The organism is Bacillus sp. WMMC1349 (assembly GCF_013155385.1).
Classification (GTDB): Bacteria; Bacillota; Bacilli; order Bacillales; family Bacillaceae; genus Bacillus.
The window spans coordinates 1,581,359-1,599,160 of sequence record NZ_JABJUQ010000007.1; the positions used below are offsets into that span (position 1 = coordinate 1,581,359).

Here is a 17,802-nt window from a genome sequence, read left to right on the forward strand (position 1 = left end):
TGTTACGTCCGAAATCAATGTGGAGTGAAATGAATTGAAAATCATCGTTCAAAAATTTGGCGGAACGTCTGTAAAAGATGATCACGGCCGAAAACTCGCCCTTAGTCATATTAAAGATGCAATTAATAAAGGATACAAAGCTGTTATTGTCGTTTCAGCGATGGGCCGAAAAGGTGACCCATATGCGACCGATTCATTACTGGATTTGCTTTATGGAAGACAGGATGCAATCACCGAACGTGAGCAGGATTTATTATTGTCATGCGGTGAAACGATTTCTGCTGTTGTCTTCTCAAGTATGCTGTTGGAAAATGGAATTAAAGCCGGGGCATTGACTGGCGCACAGGCTGGTTTTTTGACAGATAATCAGCACACAAATGCAAGAATTCTCGAAATGAAACCAGAACGCCTACTCAGCATGCTGGTCGACCATGATGCGGTTGTTGTTACCGGATTTCAGGGAGCGACAGCAAAAGGAGATATTACGACGATCGGCCGCGGTGGCAGTGATACATCAGCAGCTGCTCTTGGTGCGGCATTAGATGCTGAATTTATTGATATCTTCACAGATGTAGAAGGTGTCATGACCGCAGATCCTAGAATCGTAGAAAAAGCAAGACCTCTTCCTGTGATCACTTATACAGAAATATGTAATTTAGCATACCAGGGTGCAAAGGTGATTCATCCAAGAGCAGTCGAAATCGCCATGCAGGCAAAGGTACCTATTCGGGTTCGTGCGACATATTCAAAAGAAAAAGGGACACTGGTCACAAGTCATCACTCATCAAAAGCTGGAAGCGATGTGTTTGAACGGCTGATCACAGGTATTGCTCATGTGAAAAATGTCACTCAGTTTAAGGTTCCAGCTAAAGAAGGACAATATAATGTACAGACAGAAGTATTTAAAGCGATGGCAAACGCTGGTATTAGCGTAGATTTCTTTAATATTACACCAAGTGAAATTGTATATACGGTAGCTGGAAACATGACTGATCGAGCATTAGATATTTTAATAGAATTGGGGTATGACCCCGCTGTAACGAGAAATTGTGCAAAAGTGTCAGCGGTAGGAGCAGGGATTATGGGCGTCCCAGGTGTCACTTCAAAAATCGTCACTGCCTTATCGGAAAAGGGTATTGCCATTCTTCAATCCGCTGATAGCCACACAACGATTTGGGTGCTTGTTCATGAGGAACATCTGGCATCGGCTGTTAATGCTTTACATGAAGTGTTTGAACTATCAAAATAAAAGTGGAATCTTTAGAGGTGAAAAAAATGAATTTCGGAAATATTGCGACTGCAATGGTGACTCCTTTTGACAAAAATGAAAATGTTGATTTTCAAAAATTAAAAAAGCTGATTGGTTTTTTAATCGAAAACGGTACAGATTCGCTTGTTGTTGCTGGAACAACCGGTGAATCACCAACACTGTCTGAAGAAGAGAAACTGGCGCTGATTAAATATTGTGTAAAAGAAGTTAACGGTCGGATACCTGTTATTGCAGGTACGGGGAGCAACAATACAGCCGCGTCTATCAGATTGACTAAAAAAGCAGAGGAAGCTGGAGCGGACGCTGTTATGCTTGTGGTTCCTTATTACAACAAACCTTCTCAAGAAGGGATGTACCATCATTTCAAAGCAATCGCTGAAGAGACTTCTCTACCGGTTATGCTTTACAATGTACCGGGGCGGACAGTTGTTTCACTTGCGCCAGAAACGACGATCCGACTGGCAAAAATCCCGAATATCGTGGCGATTAAAGAAGCGAGTGGTGATTTAGACGGAATTGCGAAAATTGTTGCCGAAACACCTGAAGATTTTGCTGTTTATTCAGGTGATGATGGCCTAACACTGCCAGCTCTAGCTGTTGGCGGTAAAGGCGTTGTATCTGTTGCGTCCCATATCATTGGAACGGAAATGCAAGAGATGATCACACTTTATTTGAATGGAGATACAGCTCAGGCAGCATTGATCCATCAGAAATTGCTGCCTCTCATGAATGGTTTGTTTGCGGCTCCAAACCCGACACCAGTCAAGACAGCTCTTCAGCTAAAAGGTCTTGATGTCGGTTCTGTTCGCCTTCCTTTGCTTCCGCTAAATGAAGAAGAACGTCTCCATTTAAGCAGCTTGATTGACAATTTGTAAACACATATACGGACGAAACGGTCATCCCCTTTTCGGGGTATGGCCGTTTATATTATACATAATGGTTCTTGTTTTCTAAAATTAGATTCAGGTATAATAGGGACAAGTGATGATGGACGGGTAACTATGATTAGGAGGATTACAATTTGAAAAAAAAGACAGAGAATATCAAGATTATCGCCTTAGGCGGTGTCGGGGAGATTGGAAAAAACCTTTATGTTATCGAAATTGACTCAGACATATTTGTGGTTGATGCCGGGCTCATGCATCCAGAGAATGAGATGCTAGGAATCGATGTGGTCATCCCTGACATTTCTTACTTAATCGAAAGATCTGACCGTGTGAAAGCGATTTTCCTAACACATGGTCATGAAGAAAATATCGGCGGTGTTTTTTACTGCCTAAACAAACTTTCCGTGCCTGTGTACGGAACAAAGCTGACACTTGCCCTTTTAAAAGAATCTTTAAAGCAGTACGGTTCAAATAAAAAAGCCGATTTAAGAGAAATTCACTCCAAATCAGTTATTTCATTTGAGTCAACAAAAGTTTCATTTTTCAGCACTAACCACAGTATTCCAGATTCCGTTGGCATAAGCTTTAAAACATCACTTGGATCAATCGTATGCACTGGTGATTTTAAATTTGATCAGACACCAGTTTTTAACCAGAAAAGCGATATTGGCGAGATTGCCAAAATTGGCAACAGCGGTGTCCTTTGCTTGCTTTCAGACAGCACAAATGCAGAAAAGCCGGGTTATACGCCTTCAGAAGCTGTTGTTGGAGGAGAAATATCTGATGTGTTCTACAGCGCTGAAAATCGAGTCATCATTACCGTCTTAGCTTCTAACCTCAACCGGGTTCAACAAGTGATTGACGCAGCACTTCAAAACGGTAGGAAATTAGCCATATCAGGAAAAAATATATCAGCAATTATCAAACTTGCGATGAAACTCGGTTATGTTATAGCTGATGAGGACATGTTCATCCCAGTTCAAGATGCTAAAAAATATCCTAAACATGAAGTAGCTATTTTGACGGGAGACAACCATGGAGAACCACTTGCAGCCTTAACAAGAATCGCCAAACAAGGACATAAACAGATTGATATTGAAAAAGGGGATACCGTCTTGATCGCCTCAACCCCAATTCCAGGGCAGGAGTTAGTCTATTCAAAAGCCGTTGATCTGTTGACAAGGGAAGGTGCCCAAGTGGTGTTTGCACAAAAGCGTGTCCATGTTTCCGGTCACGGTTGTCAAGAAGAATTAAAACTGATGCTTAATCTGATGAAACCGAAATATTTAATTCCTGTAAATGGTGAATTCAGAATGCAAAAAGCTCATTCTAAAGTTGCAGAAGAAATCGGCATGAAGCGAAGTGACATTTTTCTAATTGAAAAAGGTGATGTCGTTGAGTTTCGCGGTCAAAATGTGAAAATAGGTGATAAAGTTCATTCAGGTAACATATTGATTGACGGTCTAGGAGTGGGTGATATCGGTAACATCGTCCTTAGAGATCGGCGTCTGCTTTCTCAAGACGGAATTTTAATCGTTGTCATTACACTCGATAAAAAGAAAAAAAATCTTGTTTCAGGACCCGAAATTATCACGAGAGGTTTTGTCTATGTTCGAGAATCTGAACAATTAATCATTGATGCAACAGAGCTTGTCAGAAATATTGTCAAAGAAAATACTGAAAATGCCGTTGTTGAATGGTCCGCCTTAAAACAAACAATGCGTGATGCTTTAAATCAATTCTTATATGAAAAAACAAAGCGAAAACCAATGATTATTCCAATCATCATGGAAGTATAAAAGGGCTTTCCAAAAGGTTAGTTTTTCTGACTTTTTGGGGCCCTTTTAGTCATTTTCTCGGGTTTCCTTTTTACACTGAATGAAAAAAACGCCATTGTTTATAATACAAAAGAAACTCGAGAAAGAGGTGAGTAATATGCGCTTAGACCGGACAGAAAATGGGGGAGAACAAGAGGAACAGCCCGCTAAACAAGATGTAAAAGATAACATTGTCAACAAAATTCAGCAGCTTGGGGAAACAACACTTCCCCAAATGGGACAAGATTCAAATATTCATTGTTTGACGATCATTGGTCAAATTGAAGGTCATATGCAGCTTCCACCGCAAAATAAAACGACAAAGTATGAGCATGTTATTCCGCAAATTGTCGCGATTGAGCAAAATCCAAAAATTGAAGGATTGTTAATCATTTTAAATACAGTTGGCGGTGATGTGGAAGCTGGACTTGCGATTGCTGAAATGCTGGCATCACTATCTAAACCAACGGTTTCCATCGTGCTTGGTGGCGGCCATTCTATAGGTGTACCAATTGCGGTTTCATGTAATTATAGCTATATTGCCGAAACCGCTACTATGACTATCCATCCCGTTCGATTGACAGGTCTTGTCATCGGTGTACCGCAAACATTTGAGTATCTTGATAAAATGCAGGAAAGGGTTATCAATTTTGTGATGAATCATTCCAATATTTCAGAAGAAAAGTTTAAGGAACTAATGTTTTCCAAAGGAAATCTAACAAGGGATATTGGGACAAATGTCGTTGGAAAAGATGCAGTGAAGTATGGCTTAATCAATGAAACAGGCGGAGTGGGGCAGGCTATTAAAAAGTTGAATGAACTAATCGAAGAAACCCGCAACAGTGATGAGAGGATGGTTCAATGATTTTATATACGATGATGCCGCATGAACTCGTTTTTGGTAGCCAGATGGAAGAAACAAACCGGCGGCAGGTTCATGTAAATGGTGTACCGCTTCTCATCGAAATGAATGGAGAAGAAGCTAAAGTGATTCAAGTGCTTAGTACAAATCCCATGGACTTTTTAAATCAAGAAACCGCACCAGGGCAAACATTGAAACTGACATTTTACAAATAGCTCAAGTATCAATGATAAATATGCTATAATAGTGAGATCAGGGAGAAAGGATTGCAGCCGCAACAGGCTGCTTTCTCTTTTCTCGGTTACTTTTTATATGTGTGGTAAGGTGATGGGCATGGCAAAAAGAAAAAGAAAATCGAAAAAGAAACAAAGACAAGTCAAAAAGACGAATCTTAAATTTGAATTGTACGGTTTAATTTGTATCACCATTTCAATTATTGCGGTATTACAACTTGGTATTGCCGGTCGGACATTTATTTACATGTTCCGCTTTTTCGCAGGTGAATGGTTTATTTTATGTCTCATTCCTCTCTTTTTGACAGGTATATCACTATTCTGGAAGAAAAAAATGCCCCGCTTTTTAACGAGACGAAAAGCCGGAATTTATTGTATTGTTGCAAGTGTTTTGCTTCTGTCTCATGTTCAGCTATTTCAACAATTAGCAGGCAGGTCAATGATTCAGTCTCCCAGTGTGATTCAAAATACGTGGAATCTATTTTTAATGGATATAAAAACTGAAATAGGCCCTCAAGATCTTGGTGGAGGAATGATCGGAGCTTTACTGTTTGCAGCATCCTATTTTCTCTTCGCTTCAACAGGCTCAAAAATTATTGCGATCTTTTTAATCTTGATTGGTCTAATCCTAATGACTGACCGTTCACTTCAAGAGACAATCATGAAGTGGCTGGGACCAACTGCATCTTTTATTAAAAATCAGTGGCGGGCGTTTCTCAATGATCTCAAACAACTTAGAACGCATTCTTCAAAAAAGGCACCAGGAAAAAAACAGAAGACACAGCGAAAATCGAAGTCACCTGAAATTCCGGTTCAAGATGTGGAAATGGATTCCGATCCAATTATCCAATCAGAGCCGATTATATCAAGTTTTGCAGATCGTGATGAACAGCTTGATGATCAAGTTGTTGAGTCCCCTGAACAAATGGACAAGACCGTTGAGTCAGAGGATATTAAAACAATCAAAACCTCTCCTGAGATGACTTTTACAGAGCTTGAAAATAAAGATTATCAGCTTCCGTCAATTCAGCTACTTGATGATCCTAAGCATTCGGGGCAGCAGACTGACAAAAAAAATATTTATGACAATGCTAGAAAACTTGAAAAAACGTTTCAAAGCTTCGGAGTGAGAGCAAAAGTTACTCAAGTTCACCTTGGTCCTGCAGTAACAAAATATGAGGTTTATCCTGATGTTGGTGTTAAAGTCAGCAAGATTGTCAATTTGAGTGACGATTTAGCGCTTGCACTTGCTGCTAAAGATATTCGTATGGAAGCTCCAATACCAGGAAAATCAGCGATTGGAATTGAAGTACCGAATGCCGAGGTTGCAATGGTTTCCTTAAAAGAAGTGCTAGAGTCCAAACTCAATGACCGTCCTGATGCAAAACTAATGATCGGACTTGGAAGAAACATTTCCGGTGAAGCGGTGTTAGCTGAATTGAATAAAATGCCGCATCTTCTTGTTGCAGGGGCAACCGGAAGCGGAAAAAGCGTCTGTGTCAACGGTATTATTACAAGCATTTTAATGAGAGCAAAACCGCATGAAGTCAAGATGATGATGATTGATCCAAAAATGGTTGAACTTAATGTTTATAACGGAATTCCTCATTTGCTTGCTCCTGTTGTCACAGATCCGAAAAAAGCATCGCAAGCTTTAAAAAAGGTTGTCAATGAAATGGAACGACGCTATGAGTTATTTTCCCATACTGGAACAAGAAATATTGAAGGATATAACGACCACATCAGAAGAACGAATTCAGCTGAAGAAGCAAAACAACCCGAACTTCCATATATCATCGTCATTGTTGATGAACTTGCTGATTTGATGATGGTTGCATCTTCTGATGTCGAAGATTCGATTACAAGACTCTCACAAATGGCACGAGCGGCTGGAATCCATTTGATTATTGCGACACAGCGTCCTTCTGTTGATGTTATTACAGGGGTGATTAAAGCCAATATTCCGTCAAGAATTGCTTTCAGTGTATCTTCACAGACTGATTCGAGAACAATTCTTGATATGGGGGGAGCAGAAAAACTTCTTGGAAGAGGGGACATGCTGTTTTTACCAGTCGGAGCAAATAAACCGCTTCGTGTTCAAGGCGCTTTTTTATCAGACGAAGAAGTAGAAAAAATCGTTGACCATGTCATCGAACAGCAAAAGGCTCAATATCAAGAGGAGATGATTCCAGAGGACACACCTGAAACGCTCAATGAAGTTACAGACGATCTTTATGATGAAGCAGTTGCACTTGTTGTCAGTATGCAGACAGCATCTGTTTCGATGCTGCAAAGACGGTTTCGCATCGGCTATACGAGGGCGGCTAGGCTCATCGATGCCATGGAGGAACGGGGCATTGTTGGTCCTTATGAAGGTTCAAAACCTCGGGAGGTTTTAATGTCAAAAGATCAATATGAAGGGCTCTCATCTTGAAGAAGGTCATTAAGTATAAGTTTTAACCAATCTATGGTTGTACATAAAAATATTATGTAAACCAAAAATCTCTTTATTTATATGACAAAACATGATATAGTTGTTCTCAAATAAAGGGATTTTTTTATCTGATTTTGTCAGACGGAGGGAAAACATGTCTATAAAAGCTGACAATCAACATTTATGCTTAAAAGTGATTGATCGGATCAAAAATGATATCCAAAAAGGAATCTATCGTGAAAATGAACAGCTCCCGTCTGAGTTTGAGCTGTCAAAAATATTGGGTGTCACAAGATCAGCTTTGCGTGAAGCGCTTCATATGTTGGAAGAGGAAAATGTGATTTGCAGAAGGTATGGTGTGGGTAGGTTTGTAAACTCAAAACCTTTATTTCTTTCAGGCATTGAGCAGCTAAACAGTGTCACAAAAACCATTGAACAGGCGAGCATGGAACCGGGAACGATTTTTCTGTCATCACGGGTAGCTGTCCCAACCGAAGAAGACTTGCTTCATTTTCAAAATGAAGCAGAGAGCGAGATATTTTTGCTTGAGCGGATAAGAACGGCAAATGGGAGACCTGTTGTTTACTGCTTGGATAAAATACCGATGACCATTCTGCCAAAAGGATTTTCACACGGGCAGGAATCAATGTTCGAATGGTTAAAAGAAGAAGCGGGGGCCGTTATTCATTATGCAGTTACAGATATTGTACCAATCGGCTATCATGATACAATTTCCCAAATTCTTGAATGTGACCCTGAAACAGCTCTTTTATTGCTAAAGCAAATCCACTATGATCAAAATGACAGACCTGTATTATTTTCTTTAAATTATTTTCGGGCTGATAAATTCAGGTTTCACGTTGTCAGAAAATGTTTTTCATAAATAAACAGGCGCCATTAGAGCGGCTGTTTTTTGGTTTGTACATAAACATGGTTTCACCAAGCCAAACTATTAGATGATAGACATATTCAATGAATTGGGTGAAACAGTTGAGTGAGAAAAAAAGTATGAAAAGCATTATCGCGTTGTCTTCCGTCCCGCTCGTGATGACGCTTGGCAACTCAATGCTGATTCCGGTGCTACCTGTTATTGAAAAAAAATTAAATATCTCTTCATTTCAAGTTTCGCTCATTATCACAGTTTACTCGATTGTAGCGATTCTCTGTATTCCGATCACCGGCTATTTATCCGATCGTTATGGAAGAAAAAAAATCATGTTACCATGTTTGCTCATTGCATCCGCAGGAGGGGCGGTAGCTGGGATTGCTGCAGTGATGTTCAAAGCCCCATATATCATGATTTTGGCAGGGCGAGTTCTTCAAGGAGTGGGCTCAGCAGGGGCAGCTCCAATCGTGATGCCATTTATCGGTGATTTATTTCAAAAAGATGAAGATATCAGCGCGGGACTTGGAGACATTGAAACAGCCAATACGGCTGGAAAAGTATTAAGCCCTATCCTAGGTGCTTTTTTAGCTTCATGGGTCTGGTTCATGCCATTTTGGTTTATTCCCGTTGTTTGTTTGATCAGCTTTTTCCTCGTCTTATTTTTTGTTCCTAAGCCAAAGGAAAAGGAAAACAGAGGTGATACGAAAACAGTCAAAGATTTTGCTAAATCTATCCATGGCATTTTAAAACGGGAAGGACGTTGGCTTGTTTCTATTTTTATGATTGGTGGCATCATTATGTTTCTATTGTTCGGTCTGCTTTTTTACCTGTCAGACAATCTTGAAAAAAAATATCAGATCGATGGAATCGTCAAGGGAGCGTTACTTAGCATCCCATTGCTTTTTTTGTCAGTCAGTTCATTCTTTGCTGGAAAGTTGATTGGCAACAATAAAATCAGAATGAAAATATATGTGATCATCGGGATGGTCTTACTTGTTTTAGCTTTTGCAGGACTGTGGTGGAAGCACACTTTTTATCTGTTATTTATATATATGAGTCTCGGCGGTGTTGGAATCGGTCTTGCTCTTCCTTCACTTGACGCACTGATTACAGAAGGGATAGAAAAAGAAGAGCGGGGGACGATCTCCTCTTTTTATAACAGTATGAGGTTTATTGGAGTGGCTCTTGGACCGCCCATTTTTGCTTATATGATGACAGGTGCTGAACGGCTCATTTTTATCGTATCGCTTTTATGCAGTTTGGTGGCTCTTGGTCTTGTGTTATTTTATATAGACCCAAAGAAAAATGAAAATGAAGCGGTGAAAACAGTATAAATCCCTCTTGTTCAAAGATCAAAGACGGATTGTAAATCAATGAGGCTGCGATATTGCGGTGACAAGACAATAGCCCATATTTGAACCGGGATTCTGCTTCTTCCCGTCAATTTTTCTGACGAAACTTGTCTGTGGCACCTAGTGACTCTTTTGGGAAATATACAATTCAAGAGAAGCATGCTGATAAAAAGTGTTTTGGTTTCCTTAATCATCCTCCAGTTGATATAATTACAACCAAACAGTTTTAGAGTAATACTCATATATGGTCATAATACATAATAAAAAACAATAAAGGAGGCTCTTTATGACATACCTGAGGGAAATAAAAGGAAAAAATCGAGGGTTGACATATCACATTGTCAAAACAGAAAAATTTAAAACGATTTCGATCATTTTTAAATTACTCTCCCCTTTAACAAACGAAGAGGTGACAAAAAGAGCGCTATTTCCGCATGTGCTTTTGCGGGGAACAAGTAAGTATCCTAGCACATCTGCATTCAGGACATACTTGGATGAGCTTTATGGAACTTCATTATCGGCGGATTTGTCCAAAAAGGGCGAACAGCATGTCATGACGTTTCGGCTCGATATTGCCAACGAAAAATATTTAAAACAACAAGCTCCTCTTTTAGAAAAAGGACTTGAACTTATGAGAGATGTCATTTTTTCACCTGCTCTTGAAGACGGTGTTTTTCATTCATTATACGTTTCACAAGAAAAGCGGACTTTAAAGCAAAGAATTCAAGCTGTTTATAACGATAAAATGCGTTATTCCAACTTAAGACTCATCCAAGAAATGTGCAAAGATGAACCTTATGCTTTACATGTCAATGGAGAGCTTGAAGATGTTGAAGATATTACCCCTGAAAGTCTTTATGAAACTTATCAAAAAGCGCTACGTGAAGACCAACTCGACTTATACATTGTTGGGGATGTTGATGAAAACCAAGTTGAACAATTGATTTCATCATATTTTAATGTAGAAGAAAGACAGGGTCAAAAAGCTGCCGACATACAACGCAATCACAAGCCTGAGCCCCGTGAAGTGATCGAAGATGCAGATGTCAAACAAGGGAAACTGAACATGGGCTTTCGGACAAATACGGTTTTTACAGATCAAGATTATCCAGCTTTACTATTGTTCAATGGACTATTCGGTGGTTTTTCTCATTCGAAATTGTTTATGAATGTTCGAGAAAAAGCGAGCCTTGCTTATTATGCCGCATCTCGAATTGAAAGTTTTAAGGGGCTCTTAATGGTGATGTCGGGAATTGAAGTGGGCAATTATCAAAAGGCAGTTGAGATTATCAATGAGCAGTTTCAAGAAATGAAAAAAGGCAATTTCACAGAAGATGTCATCGATCAGACGAAAGCAGTGATTAAAAATCAAATTCTTGAAACGCTTGACACACCATATGGCTTAGTTGAATTCCTTTATCAACAGACTGCAGCTCAAACTGAGTTTTCTTTGGAAAAATGGCTTGCCAACATTGGCAACGTTTCAAAAGAAGATATCATGAAAGTGGGAGAAAAAATCGAATTGGATACCACATACTTTTTGAAAGGGACGGAGGGAGCATCTTGACAAAAACAATCGAGTTTAAACAACTGAAAGAAACGTTATATTATGAAAAAATGCCAGGTGGGCTTGATGTTTATGTCCTTCCGAAAGCAGGCTTTAACAAAACATATGCTGTGTTCACCACAAAATATGGTTCGATAGACAACCAATTCGTCCCGCTTGGAAAAGAAAACATGGTGCGTGTACCAGATGGGATTGCCCATTTTTTGGAACATAAGTTATTTGAAAAAGAAGACGGCGATATTTTTCAGGATTTCAGCAAGCAAGGTGCAGCAGCAAACGCCTTTACATCGTTTACTAGAACGGCGTATCTCTTTTCAAGCACAGCAAATGTTGAAAAAAATTTAGAAACACTAATCAATTTTGTGCAAGATCCATATTTTACTGAGCAAACGGTTGAAAAAGAAAAAGGGATCATAGGTCAGGAGATCAACATGTATGCTGATAATCCGGATTGGCGTCTGTTTTTTGGTCTAATCGACAATATGTATAAAGAGCACCCTGTACAGATCGATATTGCCGGAACAATTGAAAGTATCTCCCATATTACCAAGGATCTTTTGTATGAATGCTATGAGACATTTTATCATCCAAGTAATATGTTGTTGTTTATCGTCGGTCCGGTAGATCCAGAAAAGATGATCCGCCAAGTTCGTGAAAATCAGCAGATTAAATCCTATAAAGATCAGCCGGAAATTGTTCGCCAACATATAGAAGAGCCAGCAGCTGTATATCAAAAAGAAAAAGAAATCAAAATGAATGTCCAAAACGCGAAATGTTTAGTCGGTTTAAAAAGCGTTAATCCTTCAAATACTGGTGAACAGCTCTTACGGCATGAGCTAACAATGAATCTAATTCTGGAGTGTTTGTTTGGCAAAAGCTCTGCTGACTATGAAAGGATCTATGAAAAAGGTTATATTGATGAAACATTCAGCTATGATTACACGGAAGAACACGGCTTTGGTTTTGTTGCTGTAGGTGGTGACACGACAGAACCGGATCATCTTGCAGATGAACTGAAACAAGTACTTTTCAAAGCAAAACCAACGATCACAGCCGAAAAACTAGAATTAGCAAGAAAGAAAAAAATCGGCGCGTATTTAAGGTCATTGAACTCACCGGATTATATTGCGAACCAATTTACACGCTACGCTTTTTTGGAAACGAGTTTATTTGATATTGTATCTGTGCTTGAGTCGATCACATTGGAAGATGTACAGCGAGTCATTGAAGAAGAAGTGAGAGAAGATTGTATCACTGTTTGCAAAGTTGTACCGAAATAAAAATTGAGAAGATATTCAGCGTGAGCAACATCCATCACGCTGGATTTTTCTTTTCTAAAAAGAAAGGTGGAACCAATGGCAAAATGGGCTCTTATTACTGGAGCAAGTGGCGGAATTGGGCAATGTATTAGCGAAAAGCTTGCCCAAAATCACTATCATCTGCTCCTTCATTACCACACAAATCAAACAGCGGCCAGTCATCTTGCTAAGCGGCTAGCCGATAGTTATGGGATTCAGACAGAGATCATGAATAGTGATCTTACTGATTCAAAAGGTGCGGCAGCTATTTCCGCTTTTGTTGGAGAGCGAGAGCTTGAAGCTATTGTTTTGAACAGCGGACAAAGCTATCATGGACTTGTCACTGACATGTCAGATCAAGATGTTCAAGAAATGGTACAGCTTCACATTTCAAGTCCGTTTCTGTTAACAAGAAACTTACTGCCAGCTATGATCAAAAGGAAAACCGGTGTCATCATCGCGATTACTTCGATTTGGGGCGAAACCGGGGCATCATGTGAAGTGTTATACAGTATGACAAAGGGGGCGCAAAATTTGTTTGTGAAAGCTCTTGCAAAAGAGCTTGCCCCAAGTGGTATCAGAGTAAATGCTGTTTCTCCGGGAGCGGTTAAAACAAACATGATGGGAGGTTTCTCAAAAGAGGAAATCACCATGCTAGCAGAAGACATTCCGATGGGGAGACTTGCTAAACCCGAAGAAATTGCGGATGCGGTTGAGTTTTTGCTTTCAGAAAAAGCATCATATATTACCGGCCAGATTTTATCGGTAAATGGTGGTTGGCACTGTTAAAAACATGTATAGTTTGTTCCCCCTCCGAGAATAATAAAGCTGTAACTTTAAGAGAATGGAGGGGCTTGATATGTCAGTACTGGATAACTGGGACCAGTGGAAAAACTTTTTGGGTGACCGTCTGAACGAAGCCCATGAAAAAGGAATGTCAAACGAAACGATCTCAGATCTAGCTTATGAGATAGGTGATTATTTAGCGACTGAAGTCGATTCTAAAAACCATCAAGAAAGAATACTTGCTGATTTGTGGAGTGTTGCTTCAGAAGAAGAGCAACGTGCCATTGCCAATGTGATGGTCAAGCTTGTCGAAAACAACACCTCACATTAAAATGGAGTATAAGAAAAAAGTGAGGGTTTTCAGGGCACAGTGTTGAATAACCCTCATTTTTTCATATCACCATGAACTTCCATGTTTATGATATAAAAAAGCTGTCTTGGATTTTCTAAGACAGTCCGGAGCTAATCAGGGGGAATGGCGAGACTCCTACGGGAACAGCGCGATCCGAGGATGCTCGCGGATTGCCCGCGGAAAGCAAGCAAATTATCTAATTTTTATTCATCCACACTACTTTCAGGACACCCTCCTTTTTTGTAGCCGGCACGGTTTGTTTTTCTTCCATTCTCTTAAAAAACTCCCCCGATTTTGGAAAACGAACGTTTTTCTTATTTAATATAACATTCTGCTTTCTAATTAGGGCAAAATGCTTTATGATAAAGGAAGGTAAATTTTTGTCAAGATGATGTGTAGGGAGGTTCTCATTTGGCAAAACTCGAATGGTATCTAGAATATGAGATCCAAGTCAACCGCCCCGGACTTCTGGGAGACATATCCTCTTTGTTGGGGATGCTTTCAATTAACATTATTACAATTAACGGTGTTGATACTTCAAGAAGAGGACTTTTGTTAAAATGCCGTCATATAGATCAGATTAAACGTCTAGAATCGATTTTGAATACAATGGAGACGATTACGGTGACAAAGCTGAGAGAACCAAGGCTGAGGGATCGTCTCGCTGTAAGGCATGGTCGCTATATTCAACGGGATGCCGATGATAAAAAAACATTTCGTTTTGAGCGTGCGGAGCTCGGTCTGCTCGTCGATTTTATGGCTGAGCTGTTTAAACAAGACGGACATAAGCTGATTGGAATTCGCGGAATGCCGCGGGTAGGTAAAACAGAGTCGATCGTCGCTTCCAGTGTTTGTGCCAGTAAAAGGTGGCTGTTTCTGTCTTCCACTCTTTTAAAACAAACGATTAGAAGTCAGCTAATTGCTGATGAGTATAGTACGGAAAATGTATTTATACTTGATGGCATTGTCTCCACAAGAAGAGGATCTGAACGCCACTTACAGCTCGTCAGTGAAATTATGCGGCTATCTGCGACAAAAGTTGTCGAACATCCAGATATTTTTGTGCAAAATACTGAATATACGATGGATGACTTTGATTATATTATTGAATTGCGTAACAAACCTGATGAGGTTATTACATATGAACATGCCGAAGAACCACAAATGTTCGACCATTCTGGTTTTTCTGGTTTTGATTTTTAGAATGGAAGGTGTTTTGTTGTGACTGAACTAGGAATTCGGCTGAAAGAAGCCAGAGAGGAAAAAGGAATGTCGTTAGCCGACCTTCAGGCGGTAACAAAAATCCAAAAGAGATATTTAACAGCGCTTGAGGAAGGAAACTACGAAATTATACCAGGAAAGTTTTATGTGAGAGCTTTTATCAAACAGTACGCAGAAGCTGTTGGTTTGGACTCAGAGCTCTTATTTGAAGAGTATAAAAAGGATATCCCGAATTCTTATAGTGACGATGTTTCTGAGCGGATTTCTTCTATTAAGCCGCAGAAGGAACTTCCAAAGTCAGCTTCCAAAGCGCTTGAGCTTTTGCCCACTTTGCTTGTTACCGCTGGGATTATTGTCGTGATCGCAATCATCTATGTGGTCATCCAAATGGTAAATGGCGGAGGAGACCAACATAAGGCTGACAATCCTAAAACTGAGGAGTCACAGAGCAAGTACGAAGTCCCTAAAGATTCACCATTAACAAAAGAAAAGAAAGAAAATGGTGGCGCAGACGAGGACAAAAAAGAAGAAGATCAGCAAAAAGCTGATAAAAAGGAAAAATTGAGCATCAAGGCGACTGACAGCAAGGGGAGCTCGACAACCTATGAAGTATCAGGAGCTGATAAGCTGGAGCTTGAAATGAAAGCAACAGAAAAATCTTGGGTTAGAGTTCAGGATGGAGAAGGACAGTCTCTTAAAGAAGGAATGATGGAAAAAGGAGAAACCTTTGAAAAAAATATAACCGATCAGAAACAGATTAATTTACGGATCGGAAATGCGCCTGGTATAGAAATAAAACTTAACGGAGAAGTTCTTTCTTATGAACTTGATCCAAAGAGTGTGATCACACAAAACATAACGATTCAAAATAAGAAGGAGGAAAAGTCATCTTAACCATAGGCGAGATGACTTTTTCTTGCGTTCATCGACACTAAAACGATACATATGGAGGAACCTTAATGTTTAATTTACCGAACAAAATTACACTCTCAAGAATTGCGCTCATTCCTATTTTCATGATCATTATGCTTGTTCCATTTCAGTGGGGAACCTTGTCTTTTGGAACCGAATCAATCCCTGTTACTCATTTGGTTGGAGCACTATTGTTTATTTTTGCTTCTGTTACCGATTGGATTGACGGGTACTACGCGAGAAAGCTCAACCTGGTGACGAATTTCGGGAAATTCCTTGATCCTCTTGCAGATAAATTACTCGTTTCATCAGCGTTGATTATTTTGGTTCAGTACGATCTTGCCCCTGCTTGGATGGTAATTGTCATTATTAGCCGAGAATTTGCTGTAACAGGACTTCGTCTTGTACTTGCTGGCACAGGAGAAGTTGTCGCAGCCAATATGTTAGGAAAAGTAAAAACATGGGCACAGATTATTGCGATTTCAGCTTTGTTACTTCATAATCTGCCTTTTGAACTCGTGTCTTTCCCATTTGGCTTGCTTGCTTTATGGGTAGCAGTCTTTTTCACGATCATCTCTGGTTGGGATTATTTCGTTAAAAACTGGGATGCTTTAAAAACATCGAACTAATATTGGGGAAGTGGAAACAATGAAACTGGAAAGAAAAGCTGAAATCATTGCCGTCGGTTCAGAGCTTCTGCTCGGGCAGATCGTGAACACTAATGCGCAATTTATTAGCAAACACTTGGCTGAAATCGGGATCAATGTTTTTTATCATACGGCTGTTGGAGACAATCCTGATCGTTTAAAGCAAGCGATCCAAACAGCACATGAAAGATCTGATTTTCTGATCTTTTCAGGCGGACTTGGACCGACGAAAGACGATTTGACAAAAGAAACGATCGCAGAAGCTGTTGGACGGTCTCTCCAGCTTGATACTGCAGCTTTTCAATCGATTGAAGATTATTTTAAAAAGACAAACCGTACAATGACTCCAAACAATCGGAAACAGGCGATGATTCTTGAAGGTTCGACGGTTTTGCCAAATCGTTTTGGCATGGCACCAGGGATGTTTTTCGAGCATGAATCTCAGTTTTATATGCTTCTTCCTGGTCCACCGAAAGAATTGGAGCCAATGTTTGAAAATGAAGCGAAGCCATTAATTTTAGAAAAACTCGGCTCAAAAGAAAAAATTGTTTCGAGAGTTCTCAAATTTTTTGGGATCGGAGAATCTCAGCTAGAAACGGATTTAGAAGATATCATTGATGCACAGACAAATCCGACAATTGCTCCTTTAGCGGCTGATGGAGAGGTCACACTCCGCCTAACGGCAAAACACACCAATATGTCTGAGACGAACCGGCTTTTAAATGAAATGGAAGACCGTATTTTAGAGCGGGTCGGTGAGTTTTTTTACGGGTATGGTCATACATCGCTTGTGGAAGAACTTGCAAAAGCTTGTGTCAAGAAAGGAATGACACTTTCTGCTGCAGAAAGCTTTACTGGTGGTCTGTTTTCTAGCTCGTTGACAGAGCTGAGCGGAGCATCTGCATACTTCAAAGGCGGTGTTGTCTGTTATACGAACGAACTGAAACGTGATGGTGTTGGAGTTGCAGAAGAAACCTTGAATCGTTTTGGTGCGGTCAGTGCTCAATGTGCGAAAGAACTTGCTGCAGGCATAAGAGACAAAACAGGTAGTGATATCGGAATTAGCTTTACAGGAGTAGCTGGCCCGAATCCACAGGAGGGACATCCTCCAGGGAAAGTGTTTATTGCCATTTCAATAAATGGAAAACTTGAAGAAGTGTTTGAATTCATGTTTGCCGGTTCTAGATCAAGTATTCAAAGACGTTCAGTTAAATATGCCTGTCATCTGCTATTAAAAATGCTAGAAGGTAAGTAATAATAAGCTTTTTCCTTTTCAAA

Annotated in this window: 16 protein-coding genes; all 16 read left to right on the forward strand. The window is 39.9% G+C overall.

Features of this window, described 5'->3' with window-relative positions; translation table 11 throughout:
* The first annotated feature begins 34 nt into the window (after positions 1-34).
* The 16 genes from dapG (at position 35) to HOO54_RS10470 (ending at position 17,779) form a co-directional block, all read left to right on the forward strand.
* Positions 35-1,249 (forward strand): aspartate kinase, encoded by a 1,215-nt coding sequence (gene dapG / locus HOO54_RS10395; RefSeq protein ID WP_172294943.1) that lies wholly within the window; start codon positions 35-37, stop codon positions 1,247-1,249.
* A gap of 26 nt (positions 1,250-1,275) precedes the next feature.
* Positions 1,276-2,145, forward strand: coding sequence for a 4-hydroxy-tetrahydrodipicolinate synthase (dapA, locus tag HOO54_RS10400; RefSeq protein WP_172294945.1), 870 nt, complete (start codon positions 1,276-1,278; stop codon positions 2,143-2,145).
* A 146-nt stretch (positions 2,146-2,291) separates the two neighbouring features.
* Positions 2,292-3,956, forward strand: coding sequence for a ribonuclease J2 (rnjB, locus tag HOO54_RS10405; protein WP_172294947.1), 1,665 nt, complete (start codon positions 2,292-2,294; stop codon positions 3,954-3,956).
* A gap of 136 nt (positions 3,957-4,092) precedes the next feature.
* Positions 4,093-4,839, forward strand: a complete 747-nt coding sequence (locus tag HOO54_RS10410) for a ClpP family protease (protein WP_172294949.1) — start codon at positions 4,093-4,095, stop codon at positions 4,837-4,839.
* On the forward strand, positions 4,836-5,051 hold the full coding sequence (locus HOO54_RS10415) for a YlzJ-like family protein (RefSeq protein WP_172294951.1): 216 nt from the start codon (positions 4,836-4,838) through the stop codon (positions 5,049-5,051). The genes HOO54_RS10410 and HOO54_RS10415 overlap by 4 nt, the downstream gene beginning before the upstream one ends.
* Before the next feature lie 118 nt (positions 5,052-5,169).
* A complete protein-coding gene (locus HOO54_RS10420) occupies positions 5,170-7,503 on the forward strand; it encodes a DNA translocase FtsK (protein ID WP_172294953.1) in 2,334 nt (777 codons plus the stop codon).
* Between the two features lie 154 nt (positions 7,504-7,657).
* Positions 7,658-8,386, forward strand: coding sequence for a GntR family transcriptional regulator (locus tag HOO54_RS10425; protein ID WP_172294955.1), 729 nt, complete (start codon positions 7,658-7,660; stop codon positions 8,384-8,386).
* Positions 8,387-8,475: 89 nt separating this feature from the next.
* Complete coding sequence (gene bcbE, locus HOO54_RS10430; RefSeq protein ID WP_172294957.1) at positions 8,476-9,723, forward strand: bacillibactin exporter BcbE; 1,248 nt, start codon at positions 8,476-8,478, stop codon at positions 9,721-9,723.
* Between the two features lie 304 nt (positions 9,724-10,027).
* Positions 10,028-11,308 (forward strand): EF-P 5-aminopentanol modification-associated protein YfmF, encoded by a 1,281-nt coding sequence (gene yfmF, locus HOO54_RS10435; RefSeq protein ID WP_172294959.1) that lies wholly within the window; start codon positions 10,028-10,030, stop codon positions 11,306-11,308.
* Positions 11,305-12,588: an EF-P 5-aminopentanol modification-associated protein YfmH gene (gene yfmH / locus HOO54_RS10440; protein ID WP_172294961.1), complete on the forward strand. Its 1,284-nt coding sequence runs from the start codon at positions 11,305-11,307 to the stop codon at positions 12,586-12,588. The genes yfmF and yfmH overlap by 4 nt, the downstream gene beginning before the upstream one ends.
* Before the next feature lie 75 nt (positions 12,589-12,663).
* The gene (gene ymfI, locus HOO54_RS10445) at positions 12,664-13,395 is read left to right on the forward strand and encodes an elongation factor P 5-aminopentanone reductase (protein ID WP_172294963.1); all 732 of its coding nucleotides are present in this window, start codon (positions 12,664-12,666) and stop codon (positions 13,393-13,395) included.
* Between the two features lie 70 nt (positions 13,396-13,465).
* On the forward strand, positions 13,466-13,723 hold the full coding sequence (locus HOO54_RS10450; RefSeq protein WP_172294965.1) for a DUF3243 domain-containing protein: 258 nt from the start codon (positions 13,466-13,468) through the stop codon (positions 13,721-13,723).
* A gap of 432 nt (positions 13,724-14,155) precedes the next feature.
* A complete protein-coding gene (locus tag HOO54_RS10455) occupies positions 14,156-14,947 on the forward strand; it encodes a YmfK family protein (protein ID WP_172294967.1) in 792 nt (263 codons plus the stop codon).
* An 18-nt stretch (positions 14,948-14,965) separates the two neighbouring features.
* Entirely contained in the window at positions 14,966-15,859 is an 894-nt protein-coding gene (locus HOO54_RS10460) for a helix-turn-helix domain-containing protein (protein WP_172294969.1), read from the forward strand.
* A gap of 65 nt (positions 15,860-15,924) precedes the next feature.
* Entirely contained in the window at positions 15,925-16,506 is a 582-nt protein-coding gene (pgsA, locus tag HOO54_RS10465) for a CDP-diacylglycerol--glycerol-3-phosphate 3-phosphatidyltransferase (protein WP_172294972.1), read from the forward strand.
* Positions 16,507-16,525: 19 nt separating this feature from the next.
* Complete coding sequence (locus HOO54_RS10470) at positions 16,526-17,779, forward strand: competence/damage-inducible protein A (protein WP_172294974.1); 1,254 nt, start codon at positions 16,526-16,528, stop codon at positions 17,777-17,779.
* Positions 17,780-17,802 lie beyond the last annotated feature (23 nt).